Annotated in this window: 18 protein-coding genes; 11 read left to right on the top strand and 7 right to left on the bottom strand. The window is 44.7% G+C overall.

Going from position 1 to position 18,787, the window contains the following annotated elements; translation table 11 throughout:
- Nucleotides 1-18: 18 nt before the first annotated feature.
- Together ACTRWF_RS02840 and rpsU are read right to left on the bottom strand one after the other, a co-directional pair.
- Nucleotides 19-465: a GatB/YqeY domain-containing protein gene (locus tag ACTRWF_RS02840; protein ID WP_012517256.1), complete on the bottom strand. Its 447-nt coding sequence runs from the start codon at nucleotides 463-465 to the stop codon at nucleotides 19-21.
- Nucleotides 466-911: 446 nt separating this feature from the next.
- Nucleotides 912-1,127: a 30S ribosomal protein S21 gene (gene rpsU, locus ACTRWF_RS02845; protein WP_012517258.1), complete on the bottom strand. Its 216-nt coding sequence runs from the start codon at nucleotides 1,125-1,127 to the stop codon at nucleotides 912-914.
- A gap of 500 nt (nucleotides 1,128-1,627) precedes the next feature.
- On the opposite strand from rpsU, the gene tsaD reads away from it, so the two are divergent.
- Nucleotides 1,628-2,653, top strand: coding sequence for a tRNA (adenosine(37)-N6)-threonylcarbamoyltransferase complex transferase subunit TsaD (tsaD, locus tag ACTRWF_RS02850; protein WP_012517259.1), 1,026 nt, complete (start codon nucleotides 1,628-1,630; stop codon nucleotides 2,651-2,653).
- A 61-nt stretch (nucleotides 2,654-2,714) separates the two neighbouring features.
- Complete coding sequence (locus ACTRWF_RS02855) at nucleotides 2,715-4,058, top strand: alkaline phosphatase family protein (RefSeq protein ID WP_462835104.1); 1,344 nt, start codon at nucleotides 2,715-2,717, stop codon at nucleotides 4,056-4,058.
- Here ACTRWF_RS02855 and plsY read toward each other — a convergent pair.
- Nucleotides 4,048-4,650 (bottom strand): glycerol-3-phosphate 1-O-acyltransferase PlsY, encoded by a 603-nt coding sequence (plsY, locus tag ACTRWF_RS02860; RefSeq protein WP_012517261.1) that lies wholly within the window; start codon nucleotides 4,648-4,650, stop codon nucleotides 4,048-4,050. The genes ACTRWF_RS02855 and plsY overlap by 11 nt on opposite strands.
- 284 nt (nucleotides 4,651-4,934) lie before the next feature.
- Here plsY and folB point away from each other — a divergent pair, with 284 nt between their 5' ends.
- From folB to ACTRWF_RS02880, 4 genes are all read left to right on the top strand, one after another.
- Nucleotides 4,935-5,288, top strand: a complete 354-nt coding sequence (gene folB / locus ACTRWF_RS02865; protein WP_015066222.1) for a dihydroneopterin aldolase — start codon at nucleotides 4,935-4,937, stop codon at nucleotides 5,286-5,288.
- Nucleotides 5,288-5,782, top strand: coding sequence for a 2-amino-4-hydroxy-6-hydroxymethyldihydropteridine diphosphokinase (folK, locus tag ACTRWF_RS02870; protein ID WP_015066223.1), 495 nt, complete (start codon nucleotides 5,288-5,290; stop codon nucleotides 5,780-5,782). Before folB ends, folK begins: the two co-directional genes overlap by 1 nt.
- Before the next feature lie 8 nt (nucleotides 5,783-5,790).
- On the top strand, nucleotides 5,791-6,591 hold the full coding sequence (locus ACTRWF_RS02875) for an undecaprenyl-diphosphate phosphatase (RefSeq protein WP_015066224.1): 801 nt from the start codon (nucleotides 5,791-5,793) through the stop codon (nucleotides 6,589-6,591).
- 156 nt (nucleotides 6,592-6,747) lie between these two features.
- Complete coding sequence (locus tag ACTRWF_RS02880; protein ID WP_012517265.1) at nucleotides 6,748-7,119, top strand: histidine triad nucleotide-binding protein; 372 nt, start codon at nucleotides 6,748-6,750, stop codon at nucleotides 7,117-7,119.
- Nucleotides 7,120-7,193: 74 nt separating this feature from the next.
- Here ACTRWF_RS02880 and ACTRWF_RS02885 read toward each other — a convergent pair whose 3' ends face one another.
- On the bottom strand, nucleotides 7,194-8,888 hold the full coding sequence (locus ACTRWF_RS02885; protein ID WP_462835105.1) for a dipeptidyl-peptidase 3 family protein: 1,695 nt from the start codon (nucleotides 8,886-8,888) through the stop codon (nucleotides 7,194-7,196).
- A gap of 413 nt (nucleotides 8,889-9,301) precedes the next feature.
- On the opposite strand from ACTRWF_RS02885, the gene ACTRWF_RS02890 reads away from it, so the two are divergent.
- Nucleotides 9,302-10,138 (top strand): HDOD domain-containing protein, encoded by an 837-nt coding sequence (locus ACTRWF_RS02890; RefSeq protein WP_015066226.1) that lies wholly within the window; start codon nucleotides 9,302-9,304, stop codon nucleotides 10,136-10,138.
- 120 nt (nucleotides 10,139-10,258) lie between these two features.
- On the opposite strand, the gene ACTRWF_RS02895 is transcribed toward ACTRWF_RS02890, so the two are convergent.
- Nucleotides 10,259-11,449, bottom strand: a complete 1,191-nt coding sequence (locus ACTRWF_RS02895; RefSeq protein ID WP_462835106.1) for a benzoate/H(+) symporter BenE family transporter — start codon at nucleotides 11,447-11,449, stop codon at nucleotides 10,259-10,261.
- Between the two features lie 186 nt (nucleotides 11,450-11,635).
- Here ACTRWF_RS02895 and ACTRWF_RS02900 point away from each other — a divergent pair, with 186 nt between their 5' ends.
- On the top strand, nucleotides 11,636-12,199 hold the full coding sequence (locus ACTRWF_RS02900) for a helix-turn-helix domain-containing protein (RefSeq protein WP_012517269.1): 564 nt from the start codon (nucleotides 11,636-11,638) through the stop codon (nucleotides 12,197-12,199).
- A 189-nt stretch (nucleotides 12,200-12,388) separates the two neighbouring features.
- Here ACTRWF_RS02900 and rdgC read toward each other — a convergent pair whose 3' ends face one another.
- Entirely contained in the window at nucleotides 12,389-13,300 is a 912-nt protein-coding gene (rdgC, locus tag ACTRWF_RS02905; RefSeq protein WP_020742892.1) for a recombination-associated protein RdgC, read from the bottom strand.
- A gap of 135 nt (nucleotides 13,301-13,435) precedes the next feature.
- Nucleotides 13,436-15,166, bottom strand: coding sequence for a sensor histidine kinase (locus ACTRWF_RS02910; RefSeq protein ID WP_020742893.1), 1,731 nt, complete (start codon nucleotides 15,164-15,166; stop codon nucleotides 13,436-13,438).
- 262 nt (nucleotides 15,167-15,428) lie between these two features.
- On the opposite strand from ACTRWF_RS02910, the gene phoB reads away from it, so the two are divergent.
- From phoB to ACTRWF_RS02925, 3 genes are all read left to right on the top strand, one after another.
- The gene (gene phoB, locus ACTRWF_RS02915) at nucleotides 15,429-16,118 is read left to right on the top strand and encodes a phosphate regulon transcriptional regulator PhoB (RefSeq protein ID WP_012517272.1); all 690 of its coding nucleotides are present in this window, start codon (nucleotides 15,429-15,431) and stop codon (nucleotides 16,116-16,118) included.
- A 99-nt stretch (nucleotides 16,119-16,217) separates the two neighbouring features.
- A complete protein-coding gene (phoR, locus tag ACTRWF_RS02920; protein WP_012517273.1) occupies nucleotides 16,218-17,519 on the top strand; it encodes a phosphate regulon sensor histidine kinase PhoR in 1,302 nt (433 codons plus the stop codon).
- A gap of 140 nt (nucleotides 17,520-17,659) precedes the next feature.
- Nucleotides 17,660-18,589 carry a phosphate ABC transporter substrate-binding protein PstS family protein gene (locus ACTRWF_RS02925; protein ID WP_462835154.1) on the top strand — a complete coding sequence of 310 codons (930 nt, stop codon included), beginning with the start codon at nucleotides 17,660-17,662 and terminating at the stop codon, nucleotides 18,587-18,589.
- Nucleotides 18,590-18,787 lie beyond the last annotated feature (198 nt).

An 18,787-nucleotide genomic window follows, 5' to 3' on the forward strand; every position in this document is an offset into this window, starting at 1 on the left:
CATAAGGATGTATTACGCCTAGGCGTTTAAGCGCGCTTTAATTTTCGCGCTCAGTGCGCCCATGTCAGTGCGACCCTGAACCTTCGGCTTCAACGCGCCCATTACTTTACCCATATCCTGCATACCCGATGCGCCAGTCGCAGCCATAGTTTCGTCGATAAGGGCGTTTAGCTCATCGTCAGTCAAAGGCTGTGGCAAGAAATCTTCAATATAAGTGATTTCTTCACGCTCTTTGCTGGCTAAGTCATCGCGATTGGCGGCGTCGTATTGCGCGGCAGCGTCTTGACGTTGCTTAACCATTTTGGTTAACACCGCTAAGATTGCGCTATCGTCTAGCGTAATTTGTTCATCGATTTCTTTTTGCTTAATGGCAGCCATAGCCATACGAATAGTACCAAGACGTACTTTTTCTTTTGCACGCATCGCATCTTTCTGCGCTGCTTTTAAATCATCAATTAGTGCCATGATGCTTCCTGATTTTTATTAGTAGAGTGAGTTTATACCAATCCGCATAGATCATTGCCCACTCAGAAGGCGCTGGCAAGTTTCCTAGCGAAGCGTGGGAATGCAGGAATGGTTGTTCCCTTTCAATTTCCCAGAATGAAGCTTGCCAGACCTTCCCGAAGGGCGAGTTTAAAATGTCTGTACTCTTTGTTGTGTCACCTTGATGTAGAACCACTATACCTGCGGTAACACGCCGCGATTCCAAACATTTTAACTCTCGCTGAGAGGGTAATCATCTATGCGGACTGGTATTATTAAGCCCCAGGTTGAAAATCAAATGCAACCATTTGAAGGGAAACAAACGGGATATTTTAGGATAGATAAAATAGCATCCAAAAAATAAAGGCCCAGAAACGCGAAAGGTGCTGCAATTGCAACACCTTTCAGACTCGTTACTTAACCCTATATTAGTAGAGTTTTACGCGACGTGCGTTTTCACGAGCTAGCTTCTTAAGATGACGCTTCTTAGCGGCAGCTTTCTTGCGCTTGCGTTCCCAAGTTGGCTTTTCGAAGAATTCACGACGACGAACTTCAGAAAGAACACCTGCTTTTTCACAAGAACGCTTAAAACGACGCAGCGCCACATCAAACGGCTCGTTTTCTCTAACTTTAACGATAGGCATTAAACACTCACCTCAAAACTTTTACTGTGTAAATCCGGGTAAAATTGTGCGCTAAAAAGGCCACCCGGGTTAAAAATGGTGCGAAATTCTAATCATATCTACAGAGAAAGTAAAGGATGAATTGCCAAAAAATAGACAATATTGTGCAATTACCATTCATTTACCCGTTCGCCGGCATTCCATGAATGCAGGATTAAAGGTAAACTCTGCGCTCGTTAAGCACTGTGTTGTTTAACTCGGCTCACATAAGCGCCCTTATCAGAACGTGTTCACCTTGTTTTTTCTTTGATTAATACATCATTGATCAAAAATAAAACGTGGACAGATCTTATTAAGGGTAGTGTTAAGATCGCGGCCGGATCATAAAGATCATCGCGCCGGATCGCCAGAATTATTTATTCAGTTTTTGATCGTACGTTTTATCGAAGTGGCTAACTCTACTTTATCGCTGAGCGTAGTAAAAAACAGGCACCGTAGTTTGTAGTAAAAGGGTACTCCCCATGCGTATTTTAGGAATAGAAACATCTTGTGACGAAACCGGCATCGCTGTCTATGACGATGAGAAAGGTTTGTTGTCCCACGAATTATATAGCCAAGTGAAGCTACACGCCGATTATGGTGGTGTAGTGCCAGAACTTGCGTCGCGGGATCACGTGAGAAAAATTATTCCTTTGATAGAAAAAGCCATGGAAGATGCCAACACGCAACCATCAGACATCGACGGCGTTGCTTTTACGCAAGGCCCAGGTCTGGTAGGCGCATTATTGGTCGGTTCATCAGTGGGTCGTTCATTGGCCTATGCGTGGAACGTACCTGCGGTAGGTGTTCACCATATGGAAGGGCATTTATTAGCGCCTATGCTCGAAGACGACGCACCGGCATTTCCTTTTATTGCGCTTTTAGTATCTGGCGGCCACTCGATGCTGGTTAAAGTAGAAGGTATTGGTCAATACGAAGTGCTTGGGGAATCTATAGATGATGCGGCGGGCGAAGCCTTTGACAAAACCGCTAAACTCCTTGGCTTAGATTACCCCGGCGGGCCGCTTTTGGCGAAGCTGGCTGAAAAAGGCGAAGCAGGGCATTACAAGTTCCCTCGCCCTATGACAGACAGACCTGGTCTTGATTTTAGCTTCAGTGGCTTAAAGACCTTTGCGGCTAATACTATCCGCGACGCTGATTTAACAGGCGATAATGCAGAGCAAATTAAAGCCAACATTGCTTATGCGTTTCAAGAGGCAGTGGTTGATACACTGATAATAAAGTGCAAGCGGGCGTTAAAACAAACGGGAATGAAGCGCCTTGTTATAGCAGGCGGCGTAAGTGCGAACACCATGCTACGCAGTGAGATGAAAGCGCTAATGCAAGCGCTAAAAGGTGAAGTGTTTTATCCTAGCTTGGCGTATTGTACTGACAATGGAGCCATGATTGCTTATGCCGGCATGCAGCGATTAAAAGCAGGGGAAACCTTAGCGCTTTCCTCTCAAGCAAAGCCGCGCTGGCCTCTTGACACCTTATCGGCAATTTAATGGGCTTGTGGTATCGCTGCGGCTATACCCAATGAAATAGGTAACAAGGAACAATAAACGGATGGGCTCAAATACATTGGCAACGCAGAAAAACACGTTATTCGCATTTACGATGCTAATTTTTTCATTTTGCTTTATGTCGTCTGATGCCGTCGCCGCCGAGCAAGCCAGCTCAGCCCAATCAAACCCCGTGGGTTTGAAGCAATTGCCGATAGAGACAGTGCATGAAAGTGAGCAGGCAAAACGCCATGATGAACAATATGTGGTACTCATCTCCCTTGATGGTTTCCGCCATGACTATATTGAACTGCACAATGCTAAGTACTTAGGCGCGATTGCTAAAGAAGGGGTAAGAGCCGCTTCAATGATACCGGTTTACCCTTCCAACACGTTTCCTAATCACATTTCGCTGGTAACCGGGTTATTGCCTAAACATCACGGCATTGTAAACAACCGCTTTTATGATAAATCGCGCCCCGCCAAAGACGGTTATGCCAAATACAAATTAGGTTACGGGCGCATGGATAGTACCTGGATAACCGCAACACCTTTTTGGAATTTAGTGGAATATCACGGCATGAAAGCGGCCACGTTTTTCTGGCCAGAATCCGATGCACGTATTTCGGGCGCGCAGCCCAGCTATTTTTTCCACTATTCAAAATATGCGGATTATCAGCAGCGCATCGACCAAATTATACATTGGCTTAAACTTCCTGAGGGAGCTCGCCCTCGCTTTATCGCAGGCTATTTTTCTTTAACCGACACAGTGGGTCACGACGAAGGGCCCTTCTCAGAAAAAACGCACCATGCAGTGCAAAACGTCGATGCGCTTATCGGTCAGTTACACCAACGTATAAAAGCACTTAATTTGCCGGTAAATCTCGTGGTGGTCTCCGATCACGGCATGACACCGGTGGATGAAGCGCAACTAATCGAAGTGGAATCGTTATCTATTCCTGATAGCTTCATTATTGAAAATGAAGGCGCTCAAGTTCACCTGTACGCAAAAGAGAGCGTATCGAGAGAAGACATTACAGAAGAGTTCGACCGCCTTACCGCCATTGCGCAAAACCGCTACCTTGTTTTAAACGAACAGCAGCGCGCTTTGCGTCATATGGAAGCGGGAAATAGAACAGGGGATATCATTTTAGAAATTGCGCCGCCGGCGCGATTTAAAAACGCGGGTAGCATGCATACAAGCAAGGGCGGTCATGGGTATGAGAATACGCTGCCTGATATGGGCGCAACCTTCGTCGCTACGGGTCCCGCCTTTAAAATAAATAAGACATTACCGGCGTTTAGCAATTTAGAGGTTTACCCTGCACTGGCAAAAATATTGGGTATTACGCCACTAACTCCTATTGACGGTGAGCTAGACGTCTTGGCACAAGGTCTTACTCTTTAACTTTACCCTTGTCCCACACTTTACTTTCATTACCTGCCATTAGACGGGTAATGTTGTCTTTGTGACGCAGAATAATAAGCAGCGAAAGCATGGCTACCGGAATGGTATACAAAGGCTTAATCAAAAAAGTAAATAGGGGCGCGAGTGACACGGCAATAAGCGCCCCTAAAGAAGAGTAACCGGTGAGAAAGACGACTACCACCCAACTGAGAACGAGTAAGCCTGCTAGGTCGAGGCCAATAGGAAGCATAGCGCCAAACGCGGTTGCGACGGCCTTTCCACCTTTAAAACCGAAATACAGTGGGAAAATGTGACCTAAACACGCCGCAATGGCAATGACACCCAATACAATGGGGTTTAGCCCTAAAAAATAGCTTCCGTAGACTGGAATTGTCCCTTTTAAAATATCCATAATCAGTACTAACAGCGCAGGAATGCGACCGCCTAAGCGGTAAACATTGGTGGCACCGGGATTTTTGGAACCTGCGGTTCTCGGGTCGGGTAAACCGAATAGGCGGCTTATTACTACTGCGCTGGAAAGCGAGCCAAAGAGATAGGCAACAGTAATCATTAACAGAGTTAGCGGAGTCATTTTATCATTCTAGTTATAAAAGGTTTTGTTTAAAGACCGTTGCTTTTTATCGAGACTGAAATTCATACACTACAGGTTAACAGGCTTTGCGCTTATTAAAATTATAAAACCTTGGTTGCCCCCAGTTGTCATACAGCGGTATAGTTGTGCCACACAAGCGTAAAGCTACTCCATCCAAATGCGATATACCACTGTTTACCTACAATAATGTGGGTAAAAGCGCAGTAGTAAGACCAGTATCACTGTGTTTAACTGGTTGATAACAGTACAAGATGAAAAAATCCATGGGTAAAATTTATATAACAGGGCTTGAAGTCGACACCCTGATTGGTGTTTATGATTGGGAGCGAGTACGCACAACGCAACTGCTGCTTGATGTAACACTTGACGTTGACCTGCGCGCCGCAATGCAAAGCGATGACGTAGCAGATACCGTAGATTACGCGAAAGTGGCAGAGTGTATTGTAGATGTAGGTAAACAAAGTACGTTTGAACTACTCGAAGCGTTTGGAAGCAAAGTGATGGACGCCGTATGCGAACACTTTGCGGTATCAACCATAACGCTTAAAATAGTAAAACCAAATATCCTTCCTAATGCGAAAACCGTGGCAGTTGAAATGAGTAAAGAGCGCGTTTGATGTCCTCACATACCATTTTAATAAGTATTGGCTCAAACATTGAGCGCGAGCGTTACACTAAACAATCTTTAGTGGCACTAAAGCAGCACTTTTCCGATGTAACCGTGTCTTCTGTATACGAGAGCGAAGCGGTAGGATTTAACGGCAGCCCTTTTTACAATGCGGTAGCGAGGGCTACGACGTCTAAAAATATTGAACAGGTGTGCGCCACACTCAAAGGCATTGAAAAAGACAATGGTAGGGTACACACAGACAAAAAGTTCTGTGCAAGAACTCTTGATTTAGATCTGCTTACTTATGATAGTAGAGTAACAACAACACCTGTGGTTTTGCCTCGCGAAGAAATTTGCTACAACGCCTTTGTGCTCTGGCCGTTAGCTGAGCTTGTGCCAAATGACGTTCACCCTGAAACGCAAGAAACCTACGCCCAAATGTGGCAAAAATTTGATAAACAGAAACAGCAATTATGGCCAATTGACTTTACTTGGAGTTAAGCAAAGGAATGACACTTTTTGAAATCATTATTTTAGCAATTATTCAGGGCGTAACTGAATTTCTTCCTATTAGCAGTTCTGGGCACCTGCTTTTGCCTGCCGAATTGCTGGGGTGGGTAAGCCAAGGGCTAGCCTTTGATGTTGCCGTGCACGTGGGGAGCCTATTGGCCGTGATGATTTATTTTCGTCAAGAGATAGGGCAAATGACGGTTGCATGGGTCACGCAAGGCTTCAGTAAACAGCAATCCACCGACAGCAAGCTGGCGTGGTATGTGATCGTTGGTACGATTCCGGCTGTTATTATCGGCTTTCTTATGAAAGGCTGGATAGAAGAAAACGCTCGAACTGCCCTTGTTATTGCGGGTACGACGATTATCTTCGGGTTATTACTTTGGTATGCCGACGCTACCGCAAAACGAGAGCAAGAGCTTGAAGGCTTAACCCTAAAGCAAGCTATATACATTGGCTTAGCACAAGTATTGGCTTTAATACCGGGCACGTCTCGTTCAGGTATCACTATGACCGCGGGTCTTATGTTAGGGCTAAAACGTGAAGCATGCGCGCGATTTTCATTTTTGCTTTCTATTCCGGTTATTCTAGGTGCCGGGCTTTTAGCAACCCTCGACCTGCTAAGTGCCAACGAAGCGGTGGATTGGTCTGCGCTTCTTTATGGTGCCGCCTTTTCATTTGTTAGCGCTTATTTGTGTATTTATTTATTCCTAAGCTGGATTGCACGCATTGGTATGCTGCCTTTTGTTATTTACCGTTTAGCGTTAGGTGCTGTGCTTTTGTGGTTTGTCTTTGCTTAAGCGTGAGCGAATAAAAGATAAAACAGCGAAAGCGTAGTAAAGAATTGGATATGAATTCGCACAGGGCATAGTGCCTAGCTTCAAAGCTATAACTGAACACTTGTACTTAAGCCCTAAAGTTTGCGAGAAACAACATTTTGATAAGGGAAGTAAGATATGGCAGAAACTATTTTCGATAAAATTATCAATAAAGAAATCCCAGCAGAGATTCTCTATGAAGACGATTTATCGCTGGCGTTTAAAGATATTAATCCTCAAGCTCCTTATCACTTTCTGGTAATTCCGAAAAAGCAGATTGCTACAGTCAATGATATTGCTGAAGAAGACAGGGAAGTGGTGGGGCATCTTTCTTTTGTAGCGGCTAAAATCGCCAAAGAAGAAGGGTTTGCCGATCAGGGTTACCGCACTGTGATGAACTGTAATGAATATGGCGGGCAAACGGTTTATCACATTCATCTTCACGTGCTAGCGGGCAAGCCTTTGGGGTGGCCTCCGTACACGGAAAATATGAAACAACACGTTGAATAGCAAGGTTTCACCCTGTTATATAAAAAGGCCGCTTTAGGAAGCGGCCTTTTTGGTATTTAAGTAAGCTAACGAAGTTACTCGCTAAGCCCTAGTACTTTTTTACCTTGGTTGAAGTGAATATCAACCGGAATACTCGCTGCCTCTAAGCGCGCTAAATCTGATGCAAGGTCAGGTTTAATCACACCCATTGTCTCAACCAATTCAGCCACGCCATCGTAATCGCCATCACCTTGTAAGGTAAGAATAAGTTCCGATAGCGCTTCTACCGCAGCGCCCATTTTCTCCATATTAACCCGGTATAGCCCGTCTTCGGTCTTTTCAAATGCGCCCTGTTGAGCAAAGAAGTTAAAGCGAATCATGTTGGCTTTGCCATGTGCAGAACTTGCACCAAAACGCACTGAACGGAAAATGCCTGCCATAAAGGTTACGTAGTAATCCTCTAATGCGCCTTCGGTAATCTCACCTTTTTCGAGAAGGCTTTGTACCATATACAGGCCAAGAATATCTGCTTTACCTTCTTCAAGGGCTGATGCATGCTCTTTTAGTGCGCCGCGCACGGTACCTGAACCGTCTAGGGTGTTTTTAATCCCTAAACCGTGGGCCACTTCGTGAAACATGGTGTTCGCGAAAAAAGCGTCGAATGTAATGTGCTTGCGCTGCTCAGGTACAATGAGCGTATCTGCGATAGGAACGAGAATGGTATCAAATTTTGCACGCATAGCGTTTTTGAGCTGCAGACGGCGGGTCCCTTTTTCTAGCTGAACCCGTTCGTCGTTAGGCAGGTTTATGGCAATGGTTTTACTGCCTGCATTAGAATGGCCCGCATAGTAAATGACGTCGTATGCGTTAAGGTCCGCGTCCGAGCCCGGCATTTCGGCTTTGTAGGCTTCAGCGACGGGCAGGCCTTGCTGTAGTTCAGGCAAGAAAGCCGCATACTTTGCGAGCTTTTCACTCCACGCTAGATCTTTAATAAGTACGTAAGCTTCAAACGCAGCGCGATAGCCAAAAAGTTGGTCTTCATAGCTTTCAATGGGGCCGATAACAAGCTCAATCGGGTTGGTTTTCATATCCATCCATGCCATGTCAGAGGCAAGGTAGTCATTGGATAATAGTGCTTCGGCGCGAAGCTGCAGGTATTGCTTGAAGCTCTCATTTTCCGCCAGCTCTGATGCTTTTTTAAGTAAATCAGAGGCTTTCATTAACTCGCTTTTAAATGCTTCTGAATAAGGCACTGAATAAAGGTTACCTGCTTCATCACGTTTTACCATAGAGTAAAGGCCTTGTTTGTCTTCAAAGCTTGCCGTAGCGAATTCGGCTTTATCTATGTCATGGGGGTAAAATTCAGCACCGGGCGCTTTGTCATCATAGCCACTAATAAAAGGGGTATCTCCGTTTAAGCGGTCCCACGGCCCGTAGTTAATGGCAGCAAAGTGGCGGACGTCTTCATCGTCTATTGATGAAAGAAATGCATCTTTATCTTCAAAAAACGCTTGTTTCCAGAATAAGTCATCCATGATTTTTGATGCATCGATTAACAGCGAAAGCATTTTGTGCTGATTGTCGCTAAGGTGTGACAAATCGCTAGTAAGGTCTACACCGTGATAAATAGACAAGCGAGATTCGTCAACTAATAAGGTTTGCTCGGTTGTCGTCTCGGGTTGTGCCGTTGTTGCTTGTGTTGTGTCGGCGCTTTTACCGCACGCTGTAAGCATAAATAACCCTGCTATTGCGGCAGCAATAGGAGTGTAATGTGAAAGTGTGTTTTTCATAATGAAGGTTACCGTGTTATCTGTCGAAAAATAGCTAGCTCACTATAGCTATGCTTTTGATTTTATACAAAAGTATGAAAATTATTTGTGTAATTTGAATAGTGCTTTGCTACTGGTTGTCTATACTTTTAAAAGCTTTGGTTACTCGGTCGGTGCGAAAACCCCGGTTAGATAATTGCTATTTTTTAGTTGGTCGAAACCGAAGCGCTACTATAGTATGGTGATAGAAATATCATAATAAAACAATAAACCTCCTGTATTTTTGCGTAACGAATAATGCCTTATGCTAATAAAGCAGGGAGAGCAAAGCATAAACGGTCATAGTTGATGCTGGTTTACGAGTACCAACTTGATTAACTGATACAGCAACTGATTGCCTTCTGGGCTATTTGGAACTTCCTAAGGGTAGAAATATGTCTACACAGAACGCGCTTTCAACCATCTTGGTTGAAAAAATTAACAACGATACTCTCGTCCTTCCTACACTTCCTGCTATCGCATTGAAAGTTCGTAAAGCAGCTGACGACCCTGATATAAACCTAAACGCAATGGGCGAGGTTATAGGTCAGGACCCGTCATTAAGCGCAAGAATGATTAAAATTGCTAATAGTGCTTATATGGGGCGTAGCGTTAAAGTGACTTCAGTTAGTCAGGCGGTAACGCGTATTGGTCTGCGCCAAATTAAGAACATTTCTACTGCCCTGGCAATGGAACAGCTATTTGTATCGAAAAACGACGTGGTTGCTCGGTATTTACAGCAGGAATGGGCCAATACTGTGAACATAGTGGCTAGTGCCATGGCGGTTTTACAGCTTTATATCGCCCGGACTAAAAATCGTGAAATGAGCATGGATACTATGACTTTGGCAGCCCTTGTTCATAACATTGGTGTGTTGCCTATTTTAACCGAAGCAGAGCGCCACCCTGAAGTATTTGCTAACCCAACATTTCTTGAAGTTGCGATAGATCAATTGTCGGGGCGAATCGGCGCGAGCATAATGAGAGAATGGGGCTTTGGCGATAGTTTCGTTAATGTGGCTAAAAACTGGAAAGATTTAAGCTACCTGCCTGATAACCTGAGCTATATCGATTTTGTACGTGTTGGCGCGGCGGTGTCAGGGGCTGCCGGCAGTCAAAAAGATGCTATTTTAAACTTAGCGATACAGCGCGGTGTTGTAGAAGATATGGGTGAACTACACTCTGATGAATTCGAAGAGCTAACAAGCGCAGCGAAGCAAATTTTCTTATAAGCAGTTAAGCTACCCCCAGATCTACACAATAATGTTAGGCCGATACAGAAGTGAATCTTCAAAACGTATCGGCCTTTTTGTTATGTAAGTTGCTATGGGTACAGCGCTAAATAAGCAACACTAGGCGTTAGCAGGTTTCTTTTGAACATACAGCAATATTAAGCCTAGCCCCAACCCCCACACTGCTGAAGTCATAGAAAATAAGCTAAAGCCTGACGCAGTACACAGCATAGTAAGCAGTGCAGGGGCCCTGTGATGTTCTATTTCCATAGCACGAACTACCGCCCCTTGAAGCGTAGCTAACAGAGCTAGCCCAGCAAGTAGGTGAATAATGATACTGGGCATGCTAACAAATAATGCTACGACCACAGACGCTAACAGCCCCATAAATATATACGCCACACCGGCTGCAATAGCCGCTTTATAGCGCTGTGACTTTTCACTATCCGCTTGTTCACCCATGCACAATGCCGCCGTTATTGCTGCTAGGTTAAAGGTGAACCCACCAAACGGTGCTAATAGGGCTTGTACAATAGCAATACCGGATAATATAGGCTTATGGTCGGGTGTATAGCCGTGGGCGTGATGAATAGCAATACCAGGTAAGTTTTGAGAAAGTGTAGTAATAAGAAAAAGGGGAAAGGCTAACCCAATAGTCGCACTTAGCGAGAAAGTGGGTGTTACCCAAATAGGCTCGGGCAGGGTAAATAGTGATGACAGCCCTGATGAATCGCGTGTTAAAGCAACACCACCGTCTGCACTGCTCATAAACACACTAATGCCCACCGACATAACCAGTAATAACAGCATAAGATAGCGGGGAAATAGCCGGCTTCCTATTAGATAAATCGCGAGAAATAACGCGACTAAGTGCGGCGCATCGTTCACATCACTGAATATAGCAAGACATATAGGTAAGAGAATACCGGCCAAAAGTGCCGATGAGATTGCAGGCGGAATCCGACTAATTTGTTTAAGCAGGCTACGACTTTGAGCCGTTACAAGAGAAAGCATTGCGCATATTACAAAAGCACCAATGGCTTCGCTTAAACGGTAATTACCGATACTCGTTAACAAGAAAGCGGCGCCAGGGGTAGACCAAGCGGTAACAACGGGCAGCTTGGATAGCCACGAAAATAAAATACAGGTAATACCCATGCCTAGTCCAAGCGCGAATAACCAGCTTATTACCATGTCATCGCTAGCGCCGGCCTTACGTGCCACATCAATGATAATAACGACAGAACTACTGTAACCTACCGTAACGGCGGTAAGCCCTGCGCTGATATGACTTAACTTCCATTTACTCATGAAAACCCTCGTGATGGAATTTCGATTTGGAATCGACTGAGTGATAAAAACACGCTTTTAGCGTCTATTGATGTGCTACTCTACCTTTTTGTGCGCTATAACGTACAATAGGTAACTTACCATTCGTGCGTTATAACGCACAACTGCTTTATCAACATTAGAGACGAAGTAAAAGGCCTTTATTACATGACAAAAGCAAATGCGCAGCCTTCTGCTATTTCAAAAAGCATTGCTCAACACCTGCAATCAGTTCGTACAGGGCGAGGCCTTTCACTTGATAAAACCGCCAAATTAACAGGGGTGTCCAAAGCCATGCTTGGGCAAATAGAGCGAGGTGAGTCTAGCCCAACTATCGCTACCTTATGGAAAATAGCCACAGGTCTTGCATGTTCTTTTTCTTCTTTCTTGTCTGGTGACGAAACAGCACCTACGTCTCAACACGCAGATGATAAGTTCGCTAACGACCCAAACGTAACCATTAAAACGCTATTCCCGTTTAATGCAGTCACTCAGTTTGAAATGTTTGAGCTTTGCTTGAAGGACTTTCATGAGCAGCACTCTTCGGCGCACCAAATAGGTGTAACAGAACACATTCACGTATTACAAGGGAAGTTAGGGGTTTTGCAAGATGGTCAATGGCAAGCCTATCAAGCGCAAGAGCAATGTATATTGCACGCAGATCAGCCACACGGTTATCGAGATGAAGTAGGAGAAACGCGCTTTGTTGTGGTAATTCACTACCCTGTTTAAAGTGGCTAAGTAATGTTTTTTGAGCGGCTAGAAAGCCTTTGTAAAAAATCGCTTCTACAAAAGCAAGCTAATTAGAAACGGTACTCTAGGGATATTTATGAAAAGCCTAATTACTGTAATAGTGATTAGGCTTTGAATTAAATGCTCAATTGATATTAGAGAATAGATTGCGTTCTACTGATCGCTCGCTCACAAACTATCGTCGTTAAGATTAAGCGCACCACGAAGGAAGTTTAGCAGCGTACAAATTTCGGCTGACATCAGCGCAAATTCCGCGTCAAGGCGCGCTTCTACCTGATCTTTTGGTACGTCGTCAGTTTCTTCTTTAATGCGGTCGGTGAACTTAATACGTTTAATTGCACCATCTTCACACATAATAGCCGTTAGCGTCTCTGCATATTCAAATGCGACTTTTTGGACCAGCTTACCTGCATCTAGGTGAATAGTAATTTCTTCGCTGTCTAGCGGCTGGTTTTTACAGCGGATAACGCTGCCTGTGTCATCAGTTGATTTAAATTCAGCTTCTTCAAGTAAGCCTACGCCTTCAGGCGTTGCCTCAGTAACCCAATGGGTAAGTTCGCTTTGAAGGCTTCTGCGCGTAAACGGCACAACAGGCAGCGAGCCTATGGCCTTTCTTACCATGGCCAAAAAGGCTTCGGCTTTGCCGTCAGAAGACGCATCAACCACCACCAAATTGTCGGCTAACGAGATAAAACCATGAGTGTAGGTGTTTTTTGTAAAGGCCTGAGGCAGCAAGCGGGTTTGAATTTCTTGCTTAAGGTCGGCTTTGGCTTTTTTGCCAACCGGCGAGCCTGTTTCCATTTCTATCTTGGCTGCCATTTCATCAAGTTCAGCATTAACCACAGCAGAAGGAAGAATCTTTTCTTGTTTCTTTAGCGTTATCCAAAAACGCTGTTGAACAACGTGAAACATGGTGCCTTGCTTACCAGCCTGAGAAAACGGGGAAGCAAACCCCATAGTTGCCATATCTTGGCTGCCGCACGGGCGGAAAGCATGCTCGTTAAGGGCACGCTCTAAATCGCCCTCATCTAGCGATAGCGGTTGAGTAATTTGATAGGCTTTTACATTTTTAAACCACATAGTGTAAGCATTCTCTTGATAAAAATAGGGCGCAAGCGTACCAATGTAAGTGGCACTGCGCAATTGAATAAAAAGGTATTAAGTCATGACTGTACGCTTAACGTGCGACCTGTCTAAAAATGAATACTAGGCGTGTCACGTACTCTTTTTGGGGAAGCGAATAGTATAATGCAAGCCTTGCTCTGGCGCACTTTGCGCTTCAATATGCCCGTTTAGTGACTGCGTCACTAAGTTATACATAATATGCGTTCCCAAGCCACTGCCGCCTTGTCCACGTTTTGTTGTGAAGAAGGCGTCAAACAGTTTTTCTAATGCCTCTTCATTTAGCCCGTTACCATTATCGGTGTAGTCGATAACCACATTGTCACCCGCGTCTTTCACCACTAAATTAATGGTGCCGGTGGTTTTACCTTCAAAGCCGTGGGTAAGCGAGTTCACAACCATATTGGTAACAATTTGTGCAATAGCGCCAGGCGCACATTTCACTACTAAGTTGTCGGGGCAAGAGACATTAATTTCATACTCGGTATGTTTAAAGCTTGGTTTAAGCGACAGAATAATCTCATTAATGTAGTCGCCAAGTACAAATTCTCGTTCTGTTTCACTTGTCTGGTCTACCGCTACTTGCTTGAAACTGGCAATGAGATCAGAAGCGCGCTCTAAATTGTTCAGTAGCAGTAGGGCGGTTTGTTCTGCTTCATCAATAAAGCTCGACATGCTTTTACTGGTTAGGCTTTTATCTTCAAAGTCGGTTTTTAGGTTATTTAGGCGCTCTTGAAGAAAGCTTGCTGCGGTAACGCTTACGCCTAACGGCGTATTCACATCATGGGCGATACCTGCAACTAAACCACCAAGCGACGCCATTCGCTCAGACTCTACAAGTTGTTCTTGAGTCTGACGAAGCGTATTCATGGAGTTAGCTAATTCTTGATTACGTTTTCTAAGCTCAGCTTCTATGTACTGACGGTTCTCGTTTTCTTGGCGCAACTCCCGCTGATGGGCGATAAGTTCGTCTTTTTGCTGCTCCAAATCCAGCATAATTTGAGAAAGAGAAGCGGTTTTCTTTGCCACCTCTTGTTCTAAAATAAGGTTTTGGTCGTCTAACTTTCTGTTGGCGAGGGTTAATTCGCTTTTGGCGTCGTTAAGATTGTTTTTCGAAACTATCAAATCGTCAATGACGCCGTTGTACGACTCTTTGAGCTGTAAAAGCTCGTTATCGTCTTCTAGCTCTATATTGATTTTGCTGTCTCTGAGGTGCTCGGGGTCGAAGTTACCCATTTGTTCGGTAATACTTTGAAGCGGCTCTGAGAGCATAGTGCGAAAGGCTGTCATGAACAGAAATACAAGAAATGTGGTTTTTACGATAGCGTTTCCGATAAGGAAAAATACGCCCACCTCTATGCGACTAAAAATAGTATCAAAACTAGAATAAAGGGTAACATCACCCACCGTTGATTCGCGTCCCGAAAACTTAAAAACGAGAGGGAAACTGTAGCTGAATACCCCGCCAGAATGGTCTTCGATAACTTCGCGATCAATGGGCGCAAGTGAACGTTTTGCACGAATACCATAGTCTGCAATGTAGTTGCCGTTTTCTCCGCGAACCTGCAGGCCTTCAACGATGGGCAGTGACATCAGCCCTTCGGAGATGGCGCGGACCTGATCGTTATTGAGCTCCCACATTGCGCGGGTAAGGCTAGAGGAAAACGTGTTCTTCAAAGTTTGAAGTTCGCTTTCTACGTGATTTTTAGTGCTGAGGTACTCTGTGAAGATCTGTCCTATTGTTACCAGAAGAGTCAGCGAGAAATACACCGATAACACTCTGGCTAAGAGCTTCCTTGATAACCCTGTCTTGACCGCAGTCATTGATAAACATACCCCTGTTACATCAGACTCTATATTCTCTATACATAGTTTCGAGCGTTGCGTTTTAGCATAGAGTGATTGGTAATTTCGACGATTCAAGAATATGCGTAAAAGAAATAATAAACAAGATTAAGCGCTTAAACTTTGGGCGAAGTTGTTTTATTACCGTATTAAACTTGACACATTAATGTAATCGTTTTAATAAAACTGTCACAGACCACATTAATAATAACGGCGTTTAATAATGAGCAGGAATATAACGATGTCTCGTACAGTGTTGGTGGTTGAGGACGAAGCGCCTATCCGTGAAATGCTTAAGTTCGTACTTGAGCAGTCGGGCTTTAATATTATTGAAGCCGAAGATTATGACATCGCGCAAGAAAAAATTTGCGAACCCTATCCGGATTTAATCTTATTAGATTGGATGCTGCCGGGAGGAAGCGGTGTACAGCTAGCGAAAAGTTTAAAGCAACATGAATTTACCCGTGATATACCGGTAATTATGCTTACCGCGCGTGGCGAAGAAGAAGACAAAATTCGCGGCCTTGACGCAGGTGCTGACGATTACGTCACCAAGCCTTTCTCTCCTAAAGAGTTAGTGGCGCGAATAAAAGCGGTCATGCGCAGAGTAACACCGACCTCAAACGAAGAGCCTATCGAATTTAACGGGCTTAAGTTAGAGCCGGTTTCCCACCGTGTTATGGCTAACGAAGAGCCCCTAGACATGGGCCCAACTGAGTTCAAGTTATTACACTTTTTTATGACGCACCCAGAGCGTGTGTACAGTCGAGAACTTTTACTTGATAACGTGTGGGGAACAAACGTGTATGTAGAAGATAGAACGGTAGACGTTCATATCCGACGCCTGCGCAAAGCTATCTCTCGTCATGGCCATGATGCTATGATCCAAACCGTACGCGGTGCGGGCTATCGTTTTTCTACTAAACTGTAATTAACGAAGATGTTAAGGGAGTGGCAATGCGCTATTCCCTCTTGCCTTTACGCTTTTTGAGCGAATGTATTTTCCACCATTAACAACGCGAGTTATTTCATGTATTACCCTTTCTCTTGGTTGAGAAGTACACTGCGACTAGTGCTATTCCTTGTGGTTTTTGCGCTGGTGGGGTGGTATTTGGATGACATGTTGTTCGCAGTAGCAATAGGTGCAACCCTGCTCTTATTGTTTAATTATTGGCACCTTTATAAACTTAACCGTTGGCTATGGCATAGCCGTAAGATGTCTCCACCTACTGTGCGTGGCGTGTGGGAGCATATCTATGAAGGCATTTACTATCTTCAGCGCCGTAACCGCAATAAACGCAAGGAATTGGGCGAATTGGTTAAGCGCTTCAGAGAAGGTTCTGAAGCCCTGCCAGATGCCGCTGTGGTAGTTGATGCTAAGGCGTGTATTATTTGGTGTAACCGCCTAGCGCGACTAGATTTAGGGCTTAAGTGGCCACAGGATTCAGGCCGTCGAATAGACAACTTGCTGCGACATCCTGAGTTTATTCAGTACTTTCATGCAGGTAACTATAAATACCCGATTGAAGTACCGTCGCCAACTAATCCGAATAAAACCTTTGAATATCGCATCATGCCCTACGGGGAAGAGCACTTGCTGCTTATTGCCCGTGATATAACACGGGTTTCTCAACTTGAAGAAATGCGCAAAGATTTTGTGGCCAATGTATCTCATGAGCTTCGCACGCCGCTAACGGTGATTAATGGATATTTGGAAATTCTTCCTGTAGATGAAGAATCAGACCCGTTTATGCATAAAGCGATGAAGGAAATGACATCGCAAACCCATCGCATGCAAAACCTGATAGAAGATTTGCTGGTATTGTCACGCATTGAGGCAAGTTCAGAACGCATTTACGAAAACGTGGTCAATATTCCTACAGTGCTAGCCCAAGTGGAAAGAGAAGCACAGGCGCTCAATAAAGAAAAGAACCACAAAATAAACTTTCATATTGATGAAGAGCTTTATGTATTTGGCGTAGAAACCGAACTTAGAAGTGCTTGCTCAAACTTGGTGTTCAATGCGGTGCACTACACACCTGCCGGTGGTGAAATTAATGTGTACTGGCGACGTAAACCCAATGGCGCGCAATTTTCTGTGGTAGATAACGGTGATGGTATTGAGCCAAATCATCTAAACCGCCTTACCGAGCGCTTTTATCGCGTGGATAAAGCGCGCTCTCGCAAAACCGGTGGATCGGGGCTGGGCCTATCCATTGTAAAACACGTGCTAAGTCATCATAATTCTCGCCTAGAGATTACGAGTACACTTGGCGAGGGCAGTAACTTCTCGTTTGTATTAGATAAAGAACTTATTGCTGAGCAGCTGTAGTGTTTAAGGTTTTTAAAAGTGATAGTTATGCAATCAGAACACCAGGTGATTACGGGGGAGTATCAGTGAGCGTACATCGTTTTAGCCTGTTAAGCTTGGTCTTTTTTGGTTGTACTCTATTGTCGTTAAAAACGCCAGCCGTGGTTTTAGAGCAAGAGCGTGAACAGACCGTGACGAAAGCCTATCAAGTGCCGGCTTACGAACGTGTACCGGGCGTAGCGGGGAAGATATCTTCAGTAGGTTCAGACACATTGGCGAACTTAATGACCTTTTGGTCTCAAGAGTTTAAAACGCTTTATCCTCAAGTAGGCTTTCAAATTCAAGCTTCGGGTTCATCGACTGCCCCTCCAGCGCTTATCGAAGGCACCGCGACAATAGGGCCAATGAGTCGTGAACTAAAGCCTAGCGAAATAAGAGACTTCACCCGCACACACGGTTATCCACCCACAGTATTAAAAGTGGCAATGGATGCCATCGCAATTTTTGTTGATAGACGCAACCCGCTACCGGGTATGACCCTTGATCAGGTGGATGCGGTTTTTTCCGAGACCCAGTTTTGTGGTAGCGATAATGAAATTACGACGTGGTCTCAACTCGGGGTGAATGACGTAGCGTACCGTTCTCCTATCCGGCTATATGGCCGGAACTCAGTATCGGGAACCTATGGTTTATTTAAAGTCATGGCGCTGTGTGACGGCGATTTTAAAAATACGGTGAACGAGCAGCCGGGTTCTGCATCGGTGGTGCTGTCGGTAGCCAGCGGTACTGGCGCCATCGGTTATGCTGCCTATGGTTATAAAACCGCGGGCGTGCGCGCACTGCCATTAGGTGAGTCTATGGACAACTTAATCCCCATGTCTATCGATACTGTTCGCAATGAATCCTACCCCTTTGCTCGCTTTCTTTATTTAGTTATCAATAAAAAGCCGGGCGAACCGTTACCCACCCTAGAACGAGAGTTTTTACGGTACATATTATCTAAAGAAGGGCAGCGACAAGTATTAAGGGATGGGTATTTCCCCATTCGTGAAGATGTGCTTGTTCGTCAGCGTCGCTTGTTGAGTGAATAATTAAGCGCCAAGCTATAGTGCTTACACCGCTTTTTGCCATAGCTCGCCCTGTCATAATAGCGTCATAAAAAATGCGTCCATGCGCCCAATGGCATCTATCTTGTGCTTTTTTAACTTGAACCGACGTTGAGTAACCTCTTTCACATCACAGCCATAAAGACGACGAGTAGTTTGCCAGCATCAAAAAAATAGTTAAAA

This window comes from Alteromonas sp. G5_S2_22_S1, from assembly GCF_054968525.1.